This window comes from Spiroplasma endosymbiont of Lariophagus distinguendus, from assembly GCF_023846195.1.
Taxonomy (GTDB): Bacteria; Bacillota_I; Bacilli_A; order Mycoplasmatales; family VBWQ01; genus Spiroplasma_E.
Genome location: NZ_JALMUW010000016.1, coordinates 1 through 19091 on the forward strand (window position 1 = coordinate 1; position 19091 = coordinate 19091).

Annotated in this window: 20 protein-coding genes and 1 pseudogene; 5 read left to right on the forward strand and 16 right to left on the reverse strand. The window is 25.4% G+C overall.

Annotation, left to right across the window (positions count from 1 at the left end):
- From M0D11_RS02310 to rpsB, 10 genes are all read right to left on the reverse strand, one after another.
- Positions 1-275, reverse strand: a 275-nt coding sequence (locus M0D11_RS02310) for a hypothetical protein (RefSeq protein WP_252319737.1), incomplete at its 3' end; no start/stop codon positions are given.
- A gap of 39 nt (positions 276-314) precedes the next feature.
- The gene (locus M0D11_RS02315) at positions 315-1817 is read right to left on the reverse strand and encodes an FAD-dependent oxidoreductase (RefSeq protein ID WP_252319739.1); all 1503 of its coding nucleotides are present in this window, start codon (positions 1815-1817) and stop codon (positions 315-317) included.
- A gap of 137 nt (positions 1818-1954) precedes the next feature.
- Positions 1955-2092, reverse strand: coding sequence for a hypothetical protein (locus M0D11_RS02320; protein WP_252319741.1), 138 nt, complete (start codon positions 2090-2092; stop codon positions 1955-1957).
- A 201-nt stretch (positions 2093-2293) separates the two neighbouring features.
- On the reverse strand, positions 2294-3547 hold the full coding sequence (locus tag M0D11_RS02325; RefSeq protein WP_252319743.1) for an acetate kinase: 1254 nt from the start codon (positions 3545-3547) through the stop codon (positions 2294-2296).
- Between the two features lie 18 nt (positions 3548-3565).
- Positions 3566-4558 carry a phosphate acetyltransferase gene (gene pta / locus M0D11_RS02330; protein ID WP_252319745.1) on the reverse strand — a complete coding sequence of 331 codons (993 nt, stop codon included), beginning with the start codon at positions 4556-4558 and terminating at the stop codon, positions 3566-3568.
- A gap of 23 nt (positions 4559-4581) precedes the next feature.
- Positions 4582-5310: a UMP kinase gene (pyrH, locus tag M0D11_RS02335; RefSeq protein ID WP_174481596.1), complete on the reverse strand. Its 729-nt coding sequence runs from the start codon at positions 5308-5310 to the stop codon at positions 4582-4584.
- A gap of 41 nt (positions 5311-5351) precedes the next feature.
- Positions 5352-6141 (reverse strand): IS5 family transposase gene (locus tag M0D11_RS02340; protein WP_368862531.1). Its coding sequence is split into 2 segments (ribosomal slippage): positions 5352-5874 and positions 5873-6141, totalling 792 coding nucleotides; the frame shifts between segments, so codons are not numbered across the junction.
- 99 nt (positions 6142-6240) lie between these two features.
- On the reverse strand, positions 6241-6822 hold the full coding sequence (locus M0D11_RS02345; protein ID WP_252319747.1) for a hypothetical protein: 582 nt from the start codon (positions 6820-6822) through the stop codon (positions 6241-6243).
- A gap of 20 nt (positions 6823-6842) precedes the next feature.
- Positions 6843-7721 (reverse strand): translation elongation factor Ts, encoded by an 879-nt coding sequence (gene tsf, locus M0D11_RS02350; protein ID WP_252319749.1) that lies wholly within the window; start codon positions 7719-7721, stop codon positions 6843-6845.
- A gap of 15 nt (positions 7722-7736) precedes the next feature.
- A complete protein-coding gene (rpsB, locus tag M0D11_RS02355; protein WP_252319751.1) occupies positions 7737-8513 on the reverse strand; it encodes a 30S ribosomal protein S2 in 777 nt (258 codons plus the stop codon).
- A gap of 426 nt (positions 8514-8939) precedes the next feature.
- Here rpsB and M0D11_RS02360 point away from each other — a divergent pair, with 426 nt between their 5' ends.
- Together M0D11_RS02360 and M0D11_RS02365 are read left to right on the forward strand one after the other, a co-directional pair.
- Positions 8940-9560, forward strand: coding sequence for an IS1595 family transposase (locus M0D11_RS02360; protein WP_252318950.1), 621 nt, complete (start codon positions 8940-8942; stop codon positions 9558-9560).
- A 351-nt stretch (positions 9561-9911) separates the two neighbouring features.
- Positions 9912-10436, forward strand: a complete 525-nt coding sequence (locus M0D11_RS02365; RefSeq protein ID WP_252319753.1) for a hypothetical protein — start codon at positions 9912-9914, stop codon at positions 10434-10436.
- Here the strand turns inward: M0D11_RS02365 and M0D11_RS02370 are convergent.
- Positions 10426-10896: a hypothetical protein gene (locus M0D11_RS02370; RefSeq protein ID WP_252319755.1), complete on the reverse strand. Its 471-nt coding sequence runs from the start codon at positions 10894-10896 to the stop codon at positions 10426-10428. The two genes, M0D11_RS02365 and M0D11_RS02370, sit on opposite strands and share 11 nt — an antisense overlap.
- Before the next feature lie 88 nt (positions 10897-10984).
- On the opposite strand from M0D11_RS02370, the gene M0D11_RS02375 reads away from it, so the two are divergent.
- Complete coding sequence (locus tag M0D11_RS02375; RefSeq protein ID WP_252319757.1) at positions 10985-11134, forward strand: hypothetical protein; 150 nt, start codon at positions 10985-10987, stop codon at positions 11132-11134.
- A 1143-nt stretch (positions 11135-12277) separates the two neighbouring features.
- On the opposite strand, the gene M0D11_RS06755 is transcribed toward M0D11_RS02375, so the two are convergent.
- From M0D11_RS06755 to M0D11_RS02390, 4 genes are all read right to left on the reverse strand, one after another.
- Positions 12278-12406: a hypothetical protein gene (locus M0D11_RS06755; RefSeq protein ID WP_256468366.1), complete on the reverse strand. Its 129-nt coding sequence runs from the start codon at positions 12404-12406 to the stop codon at positions 12278-12280.
- A gap of 9 nt (positions 12407-12415) precedes the next feature.
- Entirely contained in the window at positions 12416-12583 is a 168-nt protein-coding gene (locus M0D11_RS02380) for a hypothetical protein (protein WP_252319759.1), read from the reverse strand.
- 976 nt (positions 12584-13559) lie between these two features.
- Complete coding sequence (locus tag M0D11_RS02385) at positions 13560-13721, reverse strand: hypothetical protein (RefSeq protein ID WP_252319761.1); 162 nt, start codon at positions 13719-13721, stop codon at positions 13560-13562.
- 424 nt (positions 13722-14145) lie between these two features.
- The gene (locus tag M0D11_RS02390; RefSeq protein ID WP_252319763.1) at positions 14146-14394 is read right to left on the reverse strand and encodes a hypothetical protein; all 249 of its coding nucleotides are present in this window, start codon (positions 14392-14394) and stop codon (positions 14146-14148) included.
- 1586 nt (positions 14395-15980) lie between these two features.
- On the opposite strand from M0D11_RS02390, the pseudogene M0D11_RS07545 reads away from it, so the two are divergent.
- A pseudogene (locus tag M0D11_RS07545) lies at positions 15981-17225 on the forward strand (IS256 family transposase).
- 366 nt (positions 17226-17591) lie between these two features.
- On the forward strand, positions 17592-17879 hold the full coding sequence (locus M0D11_RS02410) for a hypothetical protein (protein WP_252319771.1): 288 nt from the start codon (positions 17592-17594) through the stop codon (positions 17877-17879).
- Between the two features lie 369 nt (positions 17880-18248).
- Here M0D11_RS02410 and M0D11_RS02415 read toward each other — a convergent pair whose 3' ends face one another.
- Positions 18249-18848 carry a LemA family protein gene (locus M0D11_RS02415; protein WP_252319773.1) on the reverse strand — a complete coding sequence of 200 codons (600 nt, stop codon included), beginning with the start codon at positions 18846-18848 and terminating at the stop codon, positions 18249-18251.
- Positions 18849-19091 lie beyond the last annotated feature (243 nt).

Consider the following 19091-nt stretch of genomic DNA (forward strand, 5'->3'; position numbering starts at 1 on the left):
TTTTGTAATTCCATATCTCGATTATAAAAACTCAAAGTATTGAGATCAATTTTAGCAAAATTTGGATTAGTACTTCGTCCAATTCGTTGAAAATTTTCCATAACATTTCGCATCATCAAACCAATAAAAAAATTAGTAATTAAAAAAGGAATAATCCATAACGGAAAAGTAAATATCAAAATAATTTTTAATCATCAAGCAATTTTATATTTACTTTCTTTAACTGGTAAAGTCATTCTTGCTCTAAGTTTTAAATATTTTTCATTACTAACCATTATATTTTATTCCTCTCAAAATTAATTTGATAAGGCAATCTATTTTTTCTTACCTTTTAAATATGGATCTGGATATGTAACATCTTCTTTTGTTAAAATTCCTGTTGCTAAAAGTGCTGCCGCAGTAACAAAGTTATAAGGCTTATTAAAGTGTGGTAAGAAATACATATCAATTAATGAAATTTCATCAATAGTAACCTTTTTCAATATTGCTAATGAAAACATTGCAATTGTTTCTGTATGATCATGAGTTGAACCAATTTCAGCTCCAACAATACGACGAGAACTCTTTTCTCATATAATTTTAATTTTTACTTCATGATTTTCACTCATAAAAGGTGGAAACACTGTATCTTGATAAAAATATGCTTCTACATTATTAGATCCTAAAATTGCTTTTGCAGAAACTTCTGATAAACCAGTAGCACACAGTTTTCAACCAAAAACAGCAATTGCATTTGTTCCTTGAACACCAGGAAAGGCGATTCTTGTTTTAGGATCTGTTTTTGCAACATTTAATCCAGCAATTAAACCACTACGTACAGCATTAGTTGCTAAGGCAATATTAACATTTTTATTTCAAGCATTTGAACGAATATTAATACAATCACCAATTGCATAAACATTAGGATCTGAAGTTTGAAAATATTCATTAACTTCAATTGCACCACGAGGATCTAAGTTAAGTTGAACTTTACCATTCTCATCTTTCAAGATAGCAGTATTTGGTAAGAAACCAACAGCCATAATTACTAAATCAGCTTTATATGTTCCTTTATTAGTTTTTACTTCACTCACTTTATCATCTTTAATAATAAATTCTTGTAAAGTTTCTCCTAATTGTAATTTTACTCCTACTTTTTTCATATCTGCTTCAACATCATTTGTAAATTCTTCATCATAATAACGAGGCATAATACGATTTTCAAAATCAATTAAAGTAACTTCTTTTTTATCTTTATAAAAAGCTTCTACTAATTCAATACCAATATAACCTGCACCAATTACTACTACTTTTTTTACTTCTGGTTTACTCAAATCAGAAATAATTTCTTGAGCATGTTGATATAGTTTTGATAAATGAATGCCATTTGTTAATTTAACACCATTTAAAGTATCTTTAACAACTACGCCATCTTTATGAGCAATTAAACCAGGAATTTCTTTACCACCTGGATTTAAGACTGGTCATGAACCAATTCCTAATACTAACTTATCATAACTTTCAGTAAATACTTCATTAGTATCTAAATTTTTAATAGTAACAATTTTGGCTTTACTATCATATTTAATCATTTCATGTTTTTCTTTAATTTTAACACCTAATGCTCTTAACTTTTCAATTGTGGCATAAAATAATCCTTTTGGATCAGTAAATTCTTTACCAACTCAAAGCGCAATTCCACATCCTAAAAATGAAATATTATCATTACGATCATATGCTACTACTTCACTATTTGGATTAGACCTCATAATTGCCTTTAGTGCTGTTGTTCCGGCATGATTAACACCTATAACAACTATCTTTTGTTTTCTTTCCATGCTAAAATCCTCTCTTACTTATTACTTTTTTTTCAATTTCTTTTATTGTGTAATCACAAATACAAATATATATTATTTTATCACTTTTTATTTAATAGTTACAACTCTTTCTTTCGGTAGACAATATACCATTCATTTTAAAAACCTAAAATTGCAATTGGTCAATTTCCATCATGATAATTATCTTTATTACTTTCTTCTTTTCAATCACGACAAGTAACCCTACTACGACTTGATGATGACTTCTTAGTTAATTTATTAATTTCATTTATCATATTTTATCAAAATTTTTATATTGATTTTCCTCACTAATTTTATGATTATTTTTTTCTTTAATGTATTTAAATTCCATACTTTTTTCTCCTTGAATCTTTAAAGTATTTATTTTTAATTAAAATTTGATAATTATTAAGTATTTTCACTTAATTTAAACATTATATATCAAAATAAAAAACCTTAATATATTTTTTTATTTTTTAAATATTTTTTAATAAATTATATGTATCTTGACAAATCATTAATTCTTCATTTGTTCTAATTTTAAAAATAGGAACTTCTGATTGTTTATCACTAATTTCTAAGTAATCATTATACTTATCATTATTTTTATTAGTTACTAATTTTAAAGTAAACACTTTAATTTCCTCAATAACTAATTGACGAATAATTGCAGAATTTTCACCAATACCTGCAGTAAATACTAATGCATCAATATTACTATCTAAATCATTACCATATTGAACAATATAATTAGCAATTCTTTGCACAAACATTTTTATTGCTAATTGTGATTGTAAATGATACTTATGGTTTTTATCATTACTACTTGCAAGAACATCACGTAAATCAGAAGAATGTCCACTAATTCCTAATAAACCCGAACTTTTATTTAAATCATTAGTAACGGTTTCAATAGTTGCTTCTGCTTTAACATTACACATATAACCATGAATAGAAGGGTCAATGATACCACTTCTAGAACCCATAATTAAACCATCTAACGGTGTTAATCCCATGCTAGTATTAAAACTTTTACCATTTTTAATAGCACAAATACTAGCACCATTACCTAAATGACAAATAATAGCATTAATCTTATCTTTTGGTTTATTTAAAATATTAGTTAATTTATCTAAAATATAACGATAACTAGTACCATGAAATCCATATCTTCTTACCTCATATGTTTTATATCAATCATATGGAACTGAGTAAAGATATTTTTCTTCAGGAATAGTACTATGAAATGAAGTATCAAATACTGCCACATGTTTAGCATGTGGAACTAATTTTTGAAAAGATGATAATCCTTTTAAAGCTGGTGGATTATGTAATGGTGCTAAAGGAATACATGCTTTGATACCAGCAATGACTTTCTCATCAATAACAATTGAGTTATTAAATTTTTGACCACCGTGAACCATACGATGACCAATTCGTTTAATATCATCAAAATTATTAATGACCTTATACTCAATTAATGCATCAATTACTGTTTGCGCTCCTATAACATGATCAGCAATATCTTTTGTTACTTCATGTTTAATAAAGTTATCACCATTAGCAATTTCAATAATAAAATTACTATTTTTAATAGCTATCCTTTCAACTAAGCCTTTACAAAGAATAGTAAAATGAGGTTGTTTATCATTATTAATAGCATTAAAAAGTTGAAATTTAATAGAACTACTTCCGGCATTAATAACTAAAATTTTATTTTGTTCTGACATATTTGTTTTATCTCCTTATTAATTTTTAATTAATGTTTGAATAGCAGTGATCAATGCTGTGTAATAAATGTCATCAATAGTAGCACCACGAGAAAGATCATTAACTGGCTGATTTAAACCCAAAACAATAGGACCAATAGCTTTATAATCACCTAATCTTTGGGCAATTTTATAACCAATATTAGCAGCATCTAAAGTTGGGAAAATAAATGCATTACAATGATTTTTAATTGTTAATTCTGGGAATTTTTTATTTCGCACTTCTTGATCTCAAGCAGCATCAAATTGAATTGGTCCTGCTACTTGCACGTTTTTTAATTTTAATTGTTGAACAAAGTTAGTAGCATTACGTACTTTATCAACACTTTCACCACTACCACTAGTATTAGTAGAATAAGATAACATTGCTAATTTAATTGGATTAAATTCTAAAAGTTCACCAAAGTGAATTGTAGATTTTGCAATATCTGCTAATTGTTCAGCTGTTGGATTTAAATTAATTGAACCATCACTAAATAAAAATATTTCTTCATTTTTATTCATAATAAATGTACTTGAAACAGTTTTAGTACCTGCTTTTGGTCCAATAATTTGCAAAGCTGGACGTAAAATATCAGCAGTAGTAAAAGTAATACCACCAACAAAACCATTAACCTCTTTATTATTTAATAACATCATTCCATAGTAATTACGACTTAATACCAATTTATTAGCTGCTGCTAAAGTTAAACCCTTTGCTTTTCTTAATTCATATAATTGATTAGTAAAATTTGTTACTTGATTTTCTTCAATAGATAATGTTTTAATATTAGAATTTTTAATATTACTAGGAATTTCTTTATCATTATTAAATAATAAAACTGGTGTAATAAAATTTTTAACAGGTGAATTATCATTAATAATTTTTAAAGCTACTGCCTGTACTTTTTCATTATCTCCTTCTGGAAATAAAATTCTGATTGGTGTTTTGCTTTTTTGTAAAATAGATAAAATAAAATCTAATAGTTTCATATTATCTTCTCTCCTTTAATTTGTTAATTTTGATTGCTAATAATAGTTGCAATTGCTTTATTTTGTACTGCTTTAATGATATTGTTTTCAACCTTAATATCAAATACCATAATTTTCAAGTTAGCTTCCATGCACATCGTTGAAGCAGTTAAATCCATTACTTTTAATTGTTTATTAGTAATATCTTGATATGATAAATGTGAATAACGAATAGCATTTTTGTTAATGTTTGGATCTTTATCATAAACACCATCAACGCCATTTTTTGCCATTAATAATATATCCGCATTAATTTCAGTAGCACGAAGTGCTGCTGCAGTATCCGTTGTAAAGTATGGTGAACCAGTACCACCAGCAAAAATACAAACATAGCCTTTTTCAAAACTACTAATAGCTTTTTTGTAATAAAAAGGTTCAGCAACTTGATTAATCTCTAATGATGTTTGCACAATAACTTTTACGTTAAGCGCTTTTAACTTTGATTCAATTACCAAAGCATTCATAATAGTCGCTAACATTCCCATATAATCAGCATTAATTCTTTTTAAACCAATCTTTTCTCCTTGTTTAGCACCACGTCAAATATTACCACCGCCAATTACTAAACCAACTTCTACTTTTGCCTTAACTAGGGTTTGAATTTGTTGACAAACATTATCAATACTTTCATTATTATATAATTCATTACTACCATCACCTAAAGCTTCACCACTAATTTTTAATAATATTCGTTTATATTTAAATTGTTCCATTTTTGATCATCCTCCTTAAATTTAATATTATAAGAACCTGTTTAGGATCTTTTTAATAAAATTGAAATAAAGGAAAGAACAACCATTTGTAAGCTAGTATTTAATTTTCTTTCACAATTTTTTCATAATCTTCTGCATTTTTCTAATCATGCAAAACTTCGTTCTACAACTCATCTTTTTGGCAATAATACAAAAGAATGTAATTCATTACGTTTGATAACTTCAACATTTGCATTTATGATTGTTTTGATTTTAAAAGCAAATTTTTCACCAGTATAACCAGCATCTACTAGTATTTTTTGAACTTTAGATAAATTTTCTTTTTCATTTTCAATCATTATTATAGCACTGTTACGATCTGTTTTTTCTGCTGTGGTTATGTAAATTGCATGTGGTAAGCCTTGAGAATCAACAGCAATATGACGCTTTATTCCTGAAATTTTTTTACCAGCATCATAACCTTTATTTTTAGCAGTATCTGTGTTCTTAACACTTTGTGAATCAATTATACAAAAACTAGTTTGTTCTTTTCTACCATTATTGATACGAACTTTTCTAACTAATTTTTTTTAAAATTACTTGTCAAGTGCTAGGTTCTTTATCACTATTTTTACTTCAAATTTGAAAATAATAATATACAGTTTGTCATTTTGGAAAATTTTTTGGTAACATTCTTCATTGACATCCACTTTTTAATACATATAAAACTGCACAAAATACTTCATATAAATCTAAATTTCTTGGTTTTGTTTTCTTTTTGCTATTTTCTAAAATTGATCTTATGTTCTCAAATTGTTCTTTAGTAACATGACTTGGATAATTTTTATGCATATATACCCCTTATCTTAAAATATATAGTCATTTTACGTTATTTTATAAAAGATTCCAAACAGGTTCTAAGAAGCCACAGATTGCTTTGTGGCTTCTTATTTATTTACTGTTATCACTAGATAATGAATCATTATTTGCGCTTTCAGCAACAGTTTCTAATTCAACGTTAGCAATAACTTTTTGTGCTAAATGATCTTTAACAAAAAGTTGTGCTTGTGGAGTAATAATTGTTAAACGTTTTTTAATTTTTTTAATACCCTGTTCATAAACAATTTTTAAAACATTTTTCTTTTGTTCCAATGCAACAATTTTACTAGTATTAACGCTTTGTCCAAAGAAATAAATATTATGTTCATCAACTGCGATACCAAAATCAAAACTAAAAATATATGCTAATCCTAACATGATAACTAAAAATATATATTCTACTATTAATAAAGTTAAAAAAGCAGGATCAGATTTAATATATTCTGGTTCAAATGTTCAAACTTGCATTCCAATTGGAACAATCGAGATAACTAAACCAATTACACCAACTATTAATGTTGCTACTAATAATTTTAAATTCAAAAATTTAATAGTTGTTTTTGGTTTATTAAAACTATATCATCCTCAACCAAGAATAACTAATAATAATATAAACATTACTAATGCAATATAATATATAATTTGAAAATTCACTTTATTTACCTCCTAAATGTTTATTTGGCAGAACTATCAATTTTTTCACCTAATTGATAACGTATCATAGCTATAATTGTAGCATGATTTTTAGTTAAATACTCTTTAACCTTAATTGTATTATCTTTAATATAAAGTTGATCAACAATAGTTAATTCAGATAATACTTTTTCAAAACGACCTCTTATAATATTTTCAAGAATATTATCAGGACGTTTTTTTGCTTTCAATTTTTCTTCTTCTTTTGTTTTTTCACTAATAATTGATAATTCTTTATCACGAACTGTTGCAGGTATGTGATCAATATCAATGTATTTAGCATCTGCTGATACTAATTGCATAGCAACATTATTTGGAATATCACTTTCCTTATCAACACCTTTGATAATAACTAAACCACTATATTTACCACCACCATGGACATATGAACCAAAAACTTCATCACTATTTTTACTTAAATATTGAAAACGATTTAAAACAATATTTTCACCTAATTTAGCGATAGCAAATCTTATCTCATCATTTAAACTTTCACTACTTCCATCAGCTTTTAACATTAAAGCTTCTTCAATAGTTTTAGGTTGATGTTTTAAAATTGTTTCTAAAATTTTAGTAAATAAATCATTAAAATCTTCTAAATCAGCAACTTGTTCAGTTTGACAATTTAATTCACCAATAATTGCATTATTACCACTAATAACAACTTTAGTAACCCCTTCAGTAGCTTTATTAATACTTTTTTTCTCTGCTTTTGCTAAACCTTTAATTTTTAATAGGGAAAGTGCTGCTTCAAAAATATTATTTTTTTCCATCAAAGCTTCTTTACAATCAGTAATTGGTAAATCGGTTGTATCTCTTAATTTTTTCAATAATTTAACATCTACTTTAACTTCTGACATATAAACTATTCTCCTTTATTCTTTATTTTTTTCAATTACATTTTCAGTTTTATTTTCATCAAGACTAATAGTTTCTTCTACTACTATTTCTTTTTTATCAATAACTGGTTTTACACTTTGTCCTTCAATAATAGCTTCAGCAATTTTCTTTGTAATTAAAGTAATTGATTTTGTAGCATCATCATTACCAGGAATAATATAATCAATATTATCTGGATTTGAATTACTATCACAAATCGCAATAATTTTGATACCAAGTTTAACTGCTTCTTCGACAGCAATTTTATTAGTAATAGTATCAGTAACAAAAATAGCTTCTGGTAATTTATACATATTTCTAATACCACCAAGGTTACGTTCTAAACGTGCTTTTTCTTTAATTACTAACATTTGCTCTTTTTTTGTTAAAAGTTTAATTTCTCCACTTTTTTCTTTATTTTCAATATCAATTAACTTTTTAATACTTGATTTAATAGTTTTAAAATTAGTTAAATTACCACCTAATCAACGTTCTGTTACATAAGGTGAATTACAACTAATTGCAAGTTCTTGCACAGCTTCTTTGGCTTGTTTTTTTGTACCTACAAATAAAACTTTACCACCATTTTCACTAGTTTCTTTAACAAAGTGACAAGCTTCATCTAATTTACGCATTGATTTTTGTAAATCAATAATATGAATACCATTTCTTTGACCAAAAATATATTTACGCATCTTTGGATCTCATCTTTTAGTTTGGTGACCAAACTGAACTCCTGCTTCAAGGAGTTGTTCACGTGTTACAACTGACATATTGTCTCCTTCTAATTTGTTTTTCTTCCATTTATTTCTAACATTGGCCACTTTTTAATTAAAAAGCACTAGGCAATGAATTCACAAATGTGTTGCTTATTTTCATTAAATTAAGCCTGTATATTGTAGCATATTTTTTATATTTTAAACAAATTATTTTTAAACATAAAAATAGAATTGTATTTTAATACGGACTTCTCCCCACATGTACTTGTGGAGGAAACAATGAAATTGAATGAGTTCAACAATACTTTTCAAACAGAACAAGATTGTTTGAAATATATAGTAAGTTTGAAGGAAAATAAATGTATCAGGTGTTATTGAACAAATTTGAATACTTCTGATTTAAGAAGAATAAGATGTTTGAAATGTCATCAAACATTTAGTATTCTTCATGGCACCATTTTTTACAAGTCACAAATACCTTTGAAATCTTGGTTTTATCTCATCTTTAGATGAATAAACACCAAACATGGAATTCCATCAACTGATGTTGCAAAAGAATTGGGGGTAACTTTGAAAACTGCTTGAAGAATGGGTCATAAAATCAGAACTTGTATTGCCAAACAAGAATCACAATTTATTGTTGAGGGCATAGTGCAAATGGATGAAATGTATCTTTCACATATGGGTTTTAAAAAACAAGGAAGATCCTTGGTGAATAAAACCTTGATTGTTGGTATTTATGAAAAAACAACCAATAAATTAATTGTGAAAGTATTGAAAAATGCAAAAAGTAAAAATCTTTTGCAGTTTGCAAGAAACCACATTTCTTCAAAGTGTCATGTACATACTGATTTTTGAAAAGGATATTGCGATTTTAAATCGGTTTTCACTAAGCATGAAACAGTCAATCATCAAGATAGCTATGTTTCAAAAACTGGTGTAAATACCAACCAAATTGAATCAGTTTGAAAACATATAAGAAGAACATTTAAAACACATATCAAAGTTGCAAAACATCATGTTCATTTATATGCAAAAGAAGCTGCATATAAATTCAATAAGATACCTAGTTTTGAAATTGTAATGCTATGTTTGATTTAAAAATGTGGGGAGAAGTCCGTAGATAGGCTTTTCTCAGCATTTATGTGATAAAATTTAAAAATAGTACATAAAGGGAGAAAAGCCTTTTAATAAACTATATTATAAAAATATTTTTTAGTTTTCTTAAAAAAATAATACCAATAAAAACACACAATATATTATAAAAATAAAAAGTAAATTACACATATAAAATATTCATTTATGATATAAAATACTAAAAACTTAATATTAAGTTTTTTTAAACTAATTACTTTAATTTTAAAAGTAAATAGTTTTTTTATATTTAAAAGGGAAGATGAAAGAAAAATATTTAAATCTAAAACTCAAGAAAGACAACAACTTAAATATCATTTGCAAAATCAACAAAATAGATTAAAAGAAACTGTACTAGAAGAACAAACAATATGTGGAGTTACAGAATCATTTGTGAAACTTACTGAACAACAATTAAAAAAGCACAACTATGCTAATAGAAATAAGATAACTAATTTAGAAATAGATCAAAGATTAAGAAATAGATTTGCCATAGAAACAAAGACTAAAGGAACAACAAATGCTGGCATTTGTTCTAGTGATGTTTTATATGATAAAGAAATAAAAGCAAGTAAAAGTAAAATATCACAAAACATAAGAACTGTTTATTATGTTCCACCTTCTACACATTCAATGTGAAGCCCTAAAAACAAGTTAGACAATGAAATGAAGAAATGAAAAATAAAAGTAATCAAGATGCTGGAAGTTTTCATTGAGATAGAAAACAAAATAGTAATCCTTTTAGTTCTCCATTTAAATAAAATTCAATATAACTATATAAAAAGAAGAGTGAAATTTCACTCTTCTTTGTTATATTTATTAATTTTAATAATTAAGATATAAATAAAGTCTCTTCAGTAGCAAATTGAATATCACCAATTGATATTTTTACTTTTATGGTATTTCCTTTAACAAAATTTCCTGTACCTTCTGCAGCTTCACTAACTTTAATTTTTAAAGCACCTTGTTTAATAAGGTCAGCAATACTTTTTACTGTTTTACCTTCACTTTCAGTAGTTTTAAAATATTGTGTTAAGTCTGTACCAACCGGAAATTTTGATTTTGGTTCCCCAGCTACAAATCCAGGAATAGATTCAAAATTAGCATTTGATATTGCAGTCGGTAAAATTGATGTAACTAATCCTTGATCTGATTGACCCAAAATATCTAATGAGAAATTATCACCTAATGACTTATCATTTTTTTGAAAATTAAAAATTAGTGTTCCACCAGTAACTACATAATCAGTATTAAAAATATGAAATTTTTTTTCTTTAACGACATTTTTAAAATTTTTTAACATATTTAAAAAATCCTTTCTTTTTTGAATTTAAAATTCTTTTTTATTATTTTTTGACTTTGATCTAATTTTTTTTATGACTTTATATATAATGAATATTAATAAACTTAAAGCACCAACTACCAAAATAAATACTATTAACATACTTAACATTGGAGTACCACCAGTAGTAGTAGTAGCATCATCTTTTGTATACTTAGCAACAGTTTCTAAAAAATTTCATACAGGTGGTTGGCCCTAATTACTGGACCACTTTCATACTTTTTTTCTAAATTTTAATTTGTAAAATTGGTGGTTTTAGAAATTTAGAATGTATTCTTTCATAATTATAAAACATAACATATTGATTTACATCATTTATAGCTTCATTGATTGTTAAATATTGGTTTGAACCTTTGGGTAATCATTCTTGAGATAAATGTGAGAATCAGTTTTCTGTTGTTAGAACATTACCGCCAATATCATAAGGTTGCTTTTTACTTAAGATTATTTGTTTGTCAATGATTTCAGTTGGATATGTCTTGGCAATAAAATTCCAGCATTATCTGAATGTAAAATAACGCTTGATTTGTTTAAGTTTATTTATTTTTTCAAGAGCAGGTTTTATTAAATCTTTATATGATTTTATTAGGAAATTATTATAACTAACAACATTATTTGAATAAAAATCAATAATTACCAAAGGTATAATCAGCCTTCTTTAGTATTGATTTGTTTATTATCCATTGATCAAATTTGATTAGAAGAAGTTGTGATTTTATAATTTTTGTTGACTTTATCCATTGTAGGTATTCATTTATGTACAGTCTTTTATTTTACTATTATTATTTTTTGGTTTCTTTAAACAAGATGTTGTGATCTTTCATAATTTTTCGCATTTGTTTTGTTGATAATTCTATATTTAAGTGAATGTTTTTTTCTTGTTTTAATCATTCTTTAAATGCTGAAAAAATTCGTAAATATCCATAAATTCTACAACATGTAGAATGAAATTCAATTAAAAATGGCTTTTCTCCCTTTATGTACTATTTTTAAATTTTATCACATAAATGCTGAGAAAAGCCTATCTACGGACTTCTCCCCACATTTTTAAATCAAACATAGCATTACAATTTCAAAACTAGGTATCTTATTGAATTTATATGCAGCTTCTTTTGCATATAAATGAACATGATGTTTGCAACTTTGATATGTGTTTTAAATGTTCTTCTTATATGTTTTCAAACTGATTCAGATTTGGTTGGTATTTACCAGTTTTGAAACATGTATCTTGATGATTGACATTTCATGCTTAGTGAAAACCATTTAAAATCACAATATCCTTTTCAAAATCAGTATACATGACACTTTGAAGAAATGTAGTTTCTTGCAAACTGCAAAGATTTTACTTTTGCATTTTCAATACTTTCACAATTAATTTATTGGTTGTTTTCATAAATACAACAATCAAAGGTTTTATTCTTAAGGATCTTCCTTGTTTTTTAAAACCACATATGTGAAAGATACATTTCATCCATTTGCACTATGCCCTCAACAATAAATTGTGATTCTTGTTTAGCAATACAAGTTCTGATTTTATGACCCATTCTTTAAGCAGTTTTCAAAATTTTAATTCTTTTGCAACATCAGTTGATGGAATTCCATGTTTGGTGTTTATTCATCTAAAGATGAGATAAAACCAAGATTTCAAAGGTATTTGTGACTTGTAAAAAATGGTGCCATGAAGAATACTAAATGTTTGATGACATTTCAAACATCTTATTCTTCTTAAATCAGAAGTATTCAAATTTGTTCAATGAACTTGTCAAGAAAAGTGGACAATAAAAGTAACCTTTTATTAAATTTTATAAAATAGTATTTGTAAGTGTTAAATTTATGATCTCGTAAATATTTAATAATTTTGTGATAAATACAATCGATATTCAATTGGGCTCATTCCCTTGCCCAATTTATTTGAGGTCGATGGTTATTATAAAAGTAAATATATTTAGGTAAGTTGTCTTGTATTCATTCAATAGTTCTATTTTTTCTTGGAATTTGATATAAAAATTCTGTTTTCATTGTTCCAAATCAAGATTCAGTAGCACCATTATCACAAGAATTACCTCTTCTAGACATTGAAATTTTTATTTTTAATTCATCACATAAAGTTTTATATGAAGGATTTGTATAGTGAAATCCTTGATCTGATTAAAATTCATGAATTAGGTTTTTGAGCATTAACTCTGGACTGAATATTATTTTGGACAACAAATGTCATATCTAAACTTGAAACTATTTTATAATCTAATACTTTCATTATTATAAAAATCTTTAACAATTGATAAATAATATGTTTTACCATTAGTTAATAAATAAGTTATATCAGTACCTAATTTTTGATTTAATCAGTGGTTGAAAAATCACGTTTTAATAAATTATCATATCTTAAACTTCTGATTTAGTTCTATAATCAAATTTCTTTATACGAACTTTATTTTTAAACCATATTTCTCATATATCTATACAACATGAAATTTTAATTTTAAATTATAAATTTTAATGGATTAATAAGTTATAATTTTATAACCATAAATTTCTTGGGAATTCATAAAAAATATTTTTAATTATATTTAACCAAAAATGTATCTCATTTATTAAATTCATTCATTCCATTCTTAATTCACTTATAATATCCTGATTTTGAAACATTTGTAATCAACATAAATAGCATCTGATATTTTTTCTTCAGAAAGAAAATCACAAAATATTTCTTCTTTTTGTCGATTTTCTAAATGTTTATATCATTCATTGCCTCAATATATTCAATTAATTCTTGTTTTTGTCATGTCATTAAAATTTAAGATTTGGTCGACCTGTTCTTTTGGTTTTTAGCACGAATTCCATTGCCATATTCTAAACCTTACTCACCTAATAATTTATATGCTTTAATTCATTCTTTTATTGATGATTGACCAATACCATACTCTAATGCGGTTTATCAATTGTTTTAATTTTACTTATTTTATTATTTTTAACTTTTCTTCTTTTGATAATCATTTAGCCATAAAAAAATGAACACCTTCCTTAAAGTATTTTTAACACAAAGGTTACAATTCTGTGTCTACTTTATTCTAGTGTTCAAACACCTGATACATTTATTTTCCTTCAAACTTACTATATATTTCAAACAATCTTGTTCTGTTTGAAAAGTATTGTTGAACTCATTCAATTTCATTGTTTCCTCCACAAGTACATGTGGGGAGAAGTCCGTTAAAATTTGCATAATTTTTGATATTTATGGTTACAATGATCAAGGTGATTTATTTCTTTTTTAATAGGTTTTTGTTTGTTTTTTAAAAAGTAATATGTTGATCTGTTTAATTGAAGATATTGAGAAAGATGTCTAATCGAATATTGATTCTTGCAATGATCAATAATTTTAATTTTTTGATTAATATTTAATTTTCTAATAAATAATTCTATTTGTTTAATTTTATCCATTAATAAAAATCCTTTCATGTCAAAATTAGTGTTAATTATATAACACAATTGTTTTTCGAATACATTCAGGTTTTTTAAATGTCATTATTTAGTGATAATTTCCTATTAGTTATCGAGTAAAAATTTCCCAAAAGTGAAGTTAAATATACTTGGTGATAAATATGGAAAGAAGCATGACTATGAAAGAAAAATATAAATATAAGATTATAAACGACATTATATTAAAAAAATTATCTAAGCATCAAGCTAAAAGTAAACTTAACTTATATTAGAAGAATTAATCAATTAATTCAAATTTTTAATAGAGAAGAGTAAAAGTGGTTTATTCATAAATCACGTAATAAAATTTCTAATAAAGCAACAAATATTAAAATTAAAATGAAATTATAAACTTGTATAAAACCAAATATTATAATTTTAATTTTCAACATTTCATGAGAAATTAATTAATGAAGAAAAATTAAAATTTCATATGCTTTATATATATTAATTAAGAAAACTCACTTCACCAAAAAACATAAAAATAAATAACACATCCAACAAGAAATCGTAGAACAAATTTTGGTGGGAATTAATCAAATGGATAAAGTAATCATCATTGATTTAGTATTGATAAAACCAAAGCATTTTACATGCTGCAATTGATGATGCTACAAGCAAATATTGTCGGGCTATGATTTTGATCATCAAGAGAACATTAGATGGTTATTATAATGTCTTTTATCAAATTTTAACTAAATATGGCATACCAAAAGCATTTATACTGATAACAGAACAGTTTTGGATATAAGAAAAAATCGATGCAGGTAAAATAAACACAGAAAATGACATTATACTCAATTTCAAAAAATGCTGTAATGATTTGGGTGACGAAATAATTAGAACTGATTCCACAAAGCAAAGTCAGGTGAACGCTTCCTTCTGGAACACTTCAAAGTCGATTAATTAGCGAACTAAGACTTAATAAAATTAAAACTTTAGAAGAAGCTAATCAATTTCTTAAAACGTACATAAACTTTTTTAATAAACAGTTTGCTTTTCCACAATGATGATAATAAATCTCTTTGATTAAAGAAACACACAAGAGAAATAAATATTTATCTTTCAAGATTTTTCTAAAGAAAAACAGATAATTAGTTCAACTATAACATATTATAGTAAAAATATTTTCCTTAAAAATAACAAAGTTCAATATATACAACCTAGAACTGATGTAATTGTACTTAAATCATTTATTAATGACTTATATCTTAGTTACAATAATCAAATGTATGAACTAAAAGAAATAGCTTTAAAACCAATTATCAAAGAAAATTTAATAAAAACTAAAAAAGTTTATATACCCAATAAAAATCATCCTTGAAGATATGGATATTAATAATTCCTAATTAAAGTTATATAAGATTTACATTTTGTGAATACTAAACCATATAAATTTTTAAATCGTTTGTATATGAGCAAATTTGGTGACCTAAAATTGATTTTAAATATAAAAGAAATTGTAATTGCAGGTAATGTTTAGTAATCTGTGTGACTTACAAAAATAACTATGTTTAATTAGTTCTAGTAAATATAATTAAATGACTAGAAAGAGTGAGTTACAGATGGCTAAAAAAGATAACTTTAATAATAATGATCCAATATCAAAAGCAGTAGATTTATTATTAGAAAATACTGAAGATTTAACAACAGTTTTTAAAGAGGGAGGATTATATAAAGAATTAACAAAAAGATTAGTAGAAAAGATGTTGAATTCTGAAATGCAAAATTATTTAGGACATGAAAGAAATCAACGTAGTAATAGTGATAATATTCGTAATGGTACAACTTCAAAAAATTAATAACTCAACAGAGTAAAATTAAATTGATGTACCAGGGATCACAATAGTGATTTTACTCCTGTAATAGTTACAAAAAGACAAAGAGAGAAAGATTTGGTGGGTTTGATCAACAAGTTCTTTCATTATGGCCAAAGATGACTTTATCAGATATTAGAATGCAATTGCAAGAGTTATATCATGAATTTGCAGATATTAGTGAAAGTGTTATTAGTCAAATTACTGATGATGTTATTAGTGATGTAAAAGCACTTTGTAAAATCGACCATTAGATAGTGTTTATCCGATTGTTTATTTTGATTGTATAGTAGTTAAAAATTACAAACAAATAAACGGATTATTAATAAATCAGTTTATATAGCTTTAGGAGTTGATTTAGAAGGCAAAAAAGATGTTTTGAGTTTTATGAATTGTAGTAGAAAATGAAGGCGCTAAATTTTGACTAGCTAATTTTACAGAGAGAAATGAAAATCGAGGCAAATAGTATTCTTATTGCTTGTAGTGATAATTTAACAGAATGTCAGAAACAATACAATCAGTTTATCCTAAAACAGAACATCAATTATGCATTGTTCATCAAATCAGAAATAGTTTAAAATATGTCTCATATAAGCATAGAAAATCACTAGTTGCAGATTTAAAACCAATTTATACCTGCGTGTAGTGAACAAGCAATGCAAAAACTTAGATCATTGAAAATAAATAGAAATAAACAATATCCTCAAATTACTAAATCTTGTGCAAAAATTTAGAGATGAATTAGTTTTTTATTAGTTATCCAGCAGAAATCAAAGAGTGATTTATACAGCAAATGCTATTGAATCTGTTAATAGTCAATTACGAAAAGTCATCAGAAATAAAAAAGTTTTTCCTAATGATATGGCAGTTTTCAAAATATTTTACTTAGCAATTGAAAATATAATAAAAAAATGAACAATGCCCATTCAAAATTGAAATACAGCAATTGCTCATTTTATGATAAAATTTGAAGAAAGAATTAATCTGAACTAGTAACTTTGTAAAACAAAGAAACACAGATTATTAAAAAGCCTCTAATTGAAAGGTTATTTGGAATTTGTGTTTATTTAACAGTGTAACTTTCCAAAATAATTTAATTTTTTGATAAATATTTTTGGGAAATTTTCACTCGATATTGACATCTTTTAAAAAAATGAAAAGTCCTCAAATAAAATTTGGAACTAAATTTTTTTTAAGTTATTTAAATTTGTTTTATTTGACGGTTAACTTTTAAAAATGTTTGCTTTTTGATAAATATTTTTGGGAAATTTTCACTCGATATTGACACATTCAGGTTTTTTAAATTAATGGTCTAGTAAAAAGGGCTAAGTGCCAAGTGCCTAAGTACCACCATCCATAATGTTGTTGGTTATAATACTAGCTTCTAATAAATCATATAAAGATTTAATAAAACCTGCTCTTGAAAAAATAACACAACAATTTTCTTTAAAACAAATCAAAGCGTTATTTTACATTCCAGATAATGCTGCTGAATTTTATTGCCAAGACATATCAACTGAACGTGACCAACCAAAACAAAATAATCTTAAGCAAAAAGCAACCTTATGATATTGTGATAATGTTCTATCAGAAAACTGATTCTCATTTATCTCAGAATGATTACCCAAAGTTCAAACCAATATTTAACAATCAATGGCTATAAATGATGTAAATCAATATGTTATGTTTTATAATTATGAAAGAATACGAACTACCAGAATTTCTAAAACCACCAATTTTACAAATTAAAATTTAGAAAAAAAGTATGAAAGTGGTCCAGTAATTAGGGCCAACCACCGATTATATTAATGAGTTAGATTATACCAAAATATAATTTTTCTTAAATAAAAAATGAAATAAATAATAAAAGAATTAAATCTAATTAATATAAATTTTAATTTTAAATAAAATACCCTTTCTTTAAACAAATCATAAATGTTTATTCAAAACAATTTATTTGTCTAAAGAAAGGGGTAAATAACTAATTTAAATATATTTTCAAAAATAAATTTAATTTTATAAATCAATTTTAATATCTTGACGATCGCTATCTGATGCAAGAAAGTAATCTTTTGAAACTAAATTTAATGTTGATGCTACAACATTACTTGGAAAGGTTTTAATTTTACTATTGAACACCTTAACATTAGCATTATAAAATCTTCTAGCAGCAGCAATATTATCTTCACAATCTTTGGCACCTGATTGTAATTGTAAAACAGTAGTATTTGCTTTTAAATCAGGATAATTTTCTAATAAAGCATTAAATTTTCCAAAAGCTGCATTAAGTCCACTATCTGCTTTTGAAAGATCACTCATTGTTTCCATTTTTCCACTTCGTAAAGATACAACATCTGTTAATGTACTTTTTTCAAATTTCATATAACCTTTAGTAGCATCTACTAATTTTGTTAATAAATCAAAACGACGCTTTAATTGCACATCAATATCAGAAGCAGTTTCTTCAATTGATTGTTGTAATCTTAGAAAATTATTACGAGAAACAATAAATAAAATTATTGGAAATATTAAAACAAAAGATAAATAAACCATAATTTTTCCAAATAGTGACGGTTGGGCAGTAAATGATTCATTGCTTGGTTTAATTGTTGACATAATTTTCTCCTTTCTTATCAATATCTAATAACAAACTATGTTTAATAACTAGTCCATTCTTGGTAAGTTAAATATTATTTACACACTAAACCATAATAATTTTACTATATTTTTAAATTTAAGTAATGTATTTTTTTAAGTTTTTATTTAAACTTATAATATTTTTTATTTAAATTTATACTAAAATAATTACCTTTGCCAATAATAATATGATCAACTAAGGTAATATTAAAAACCTGAAAA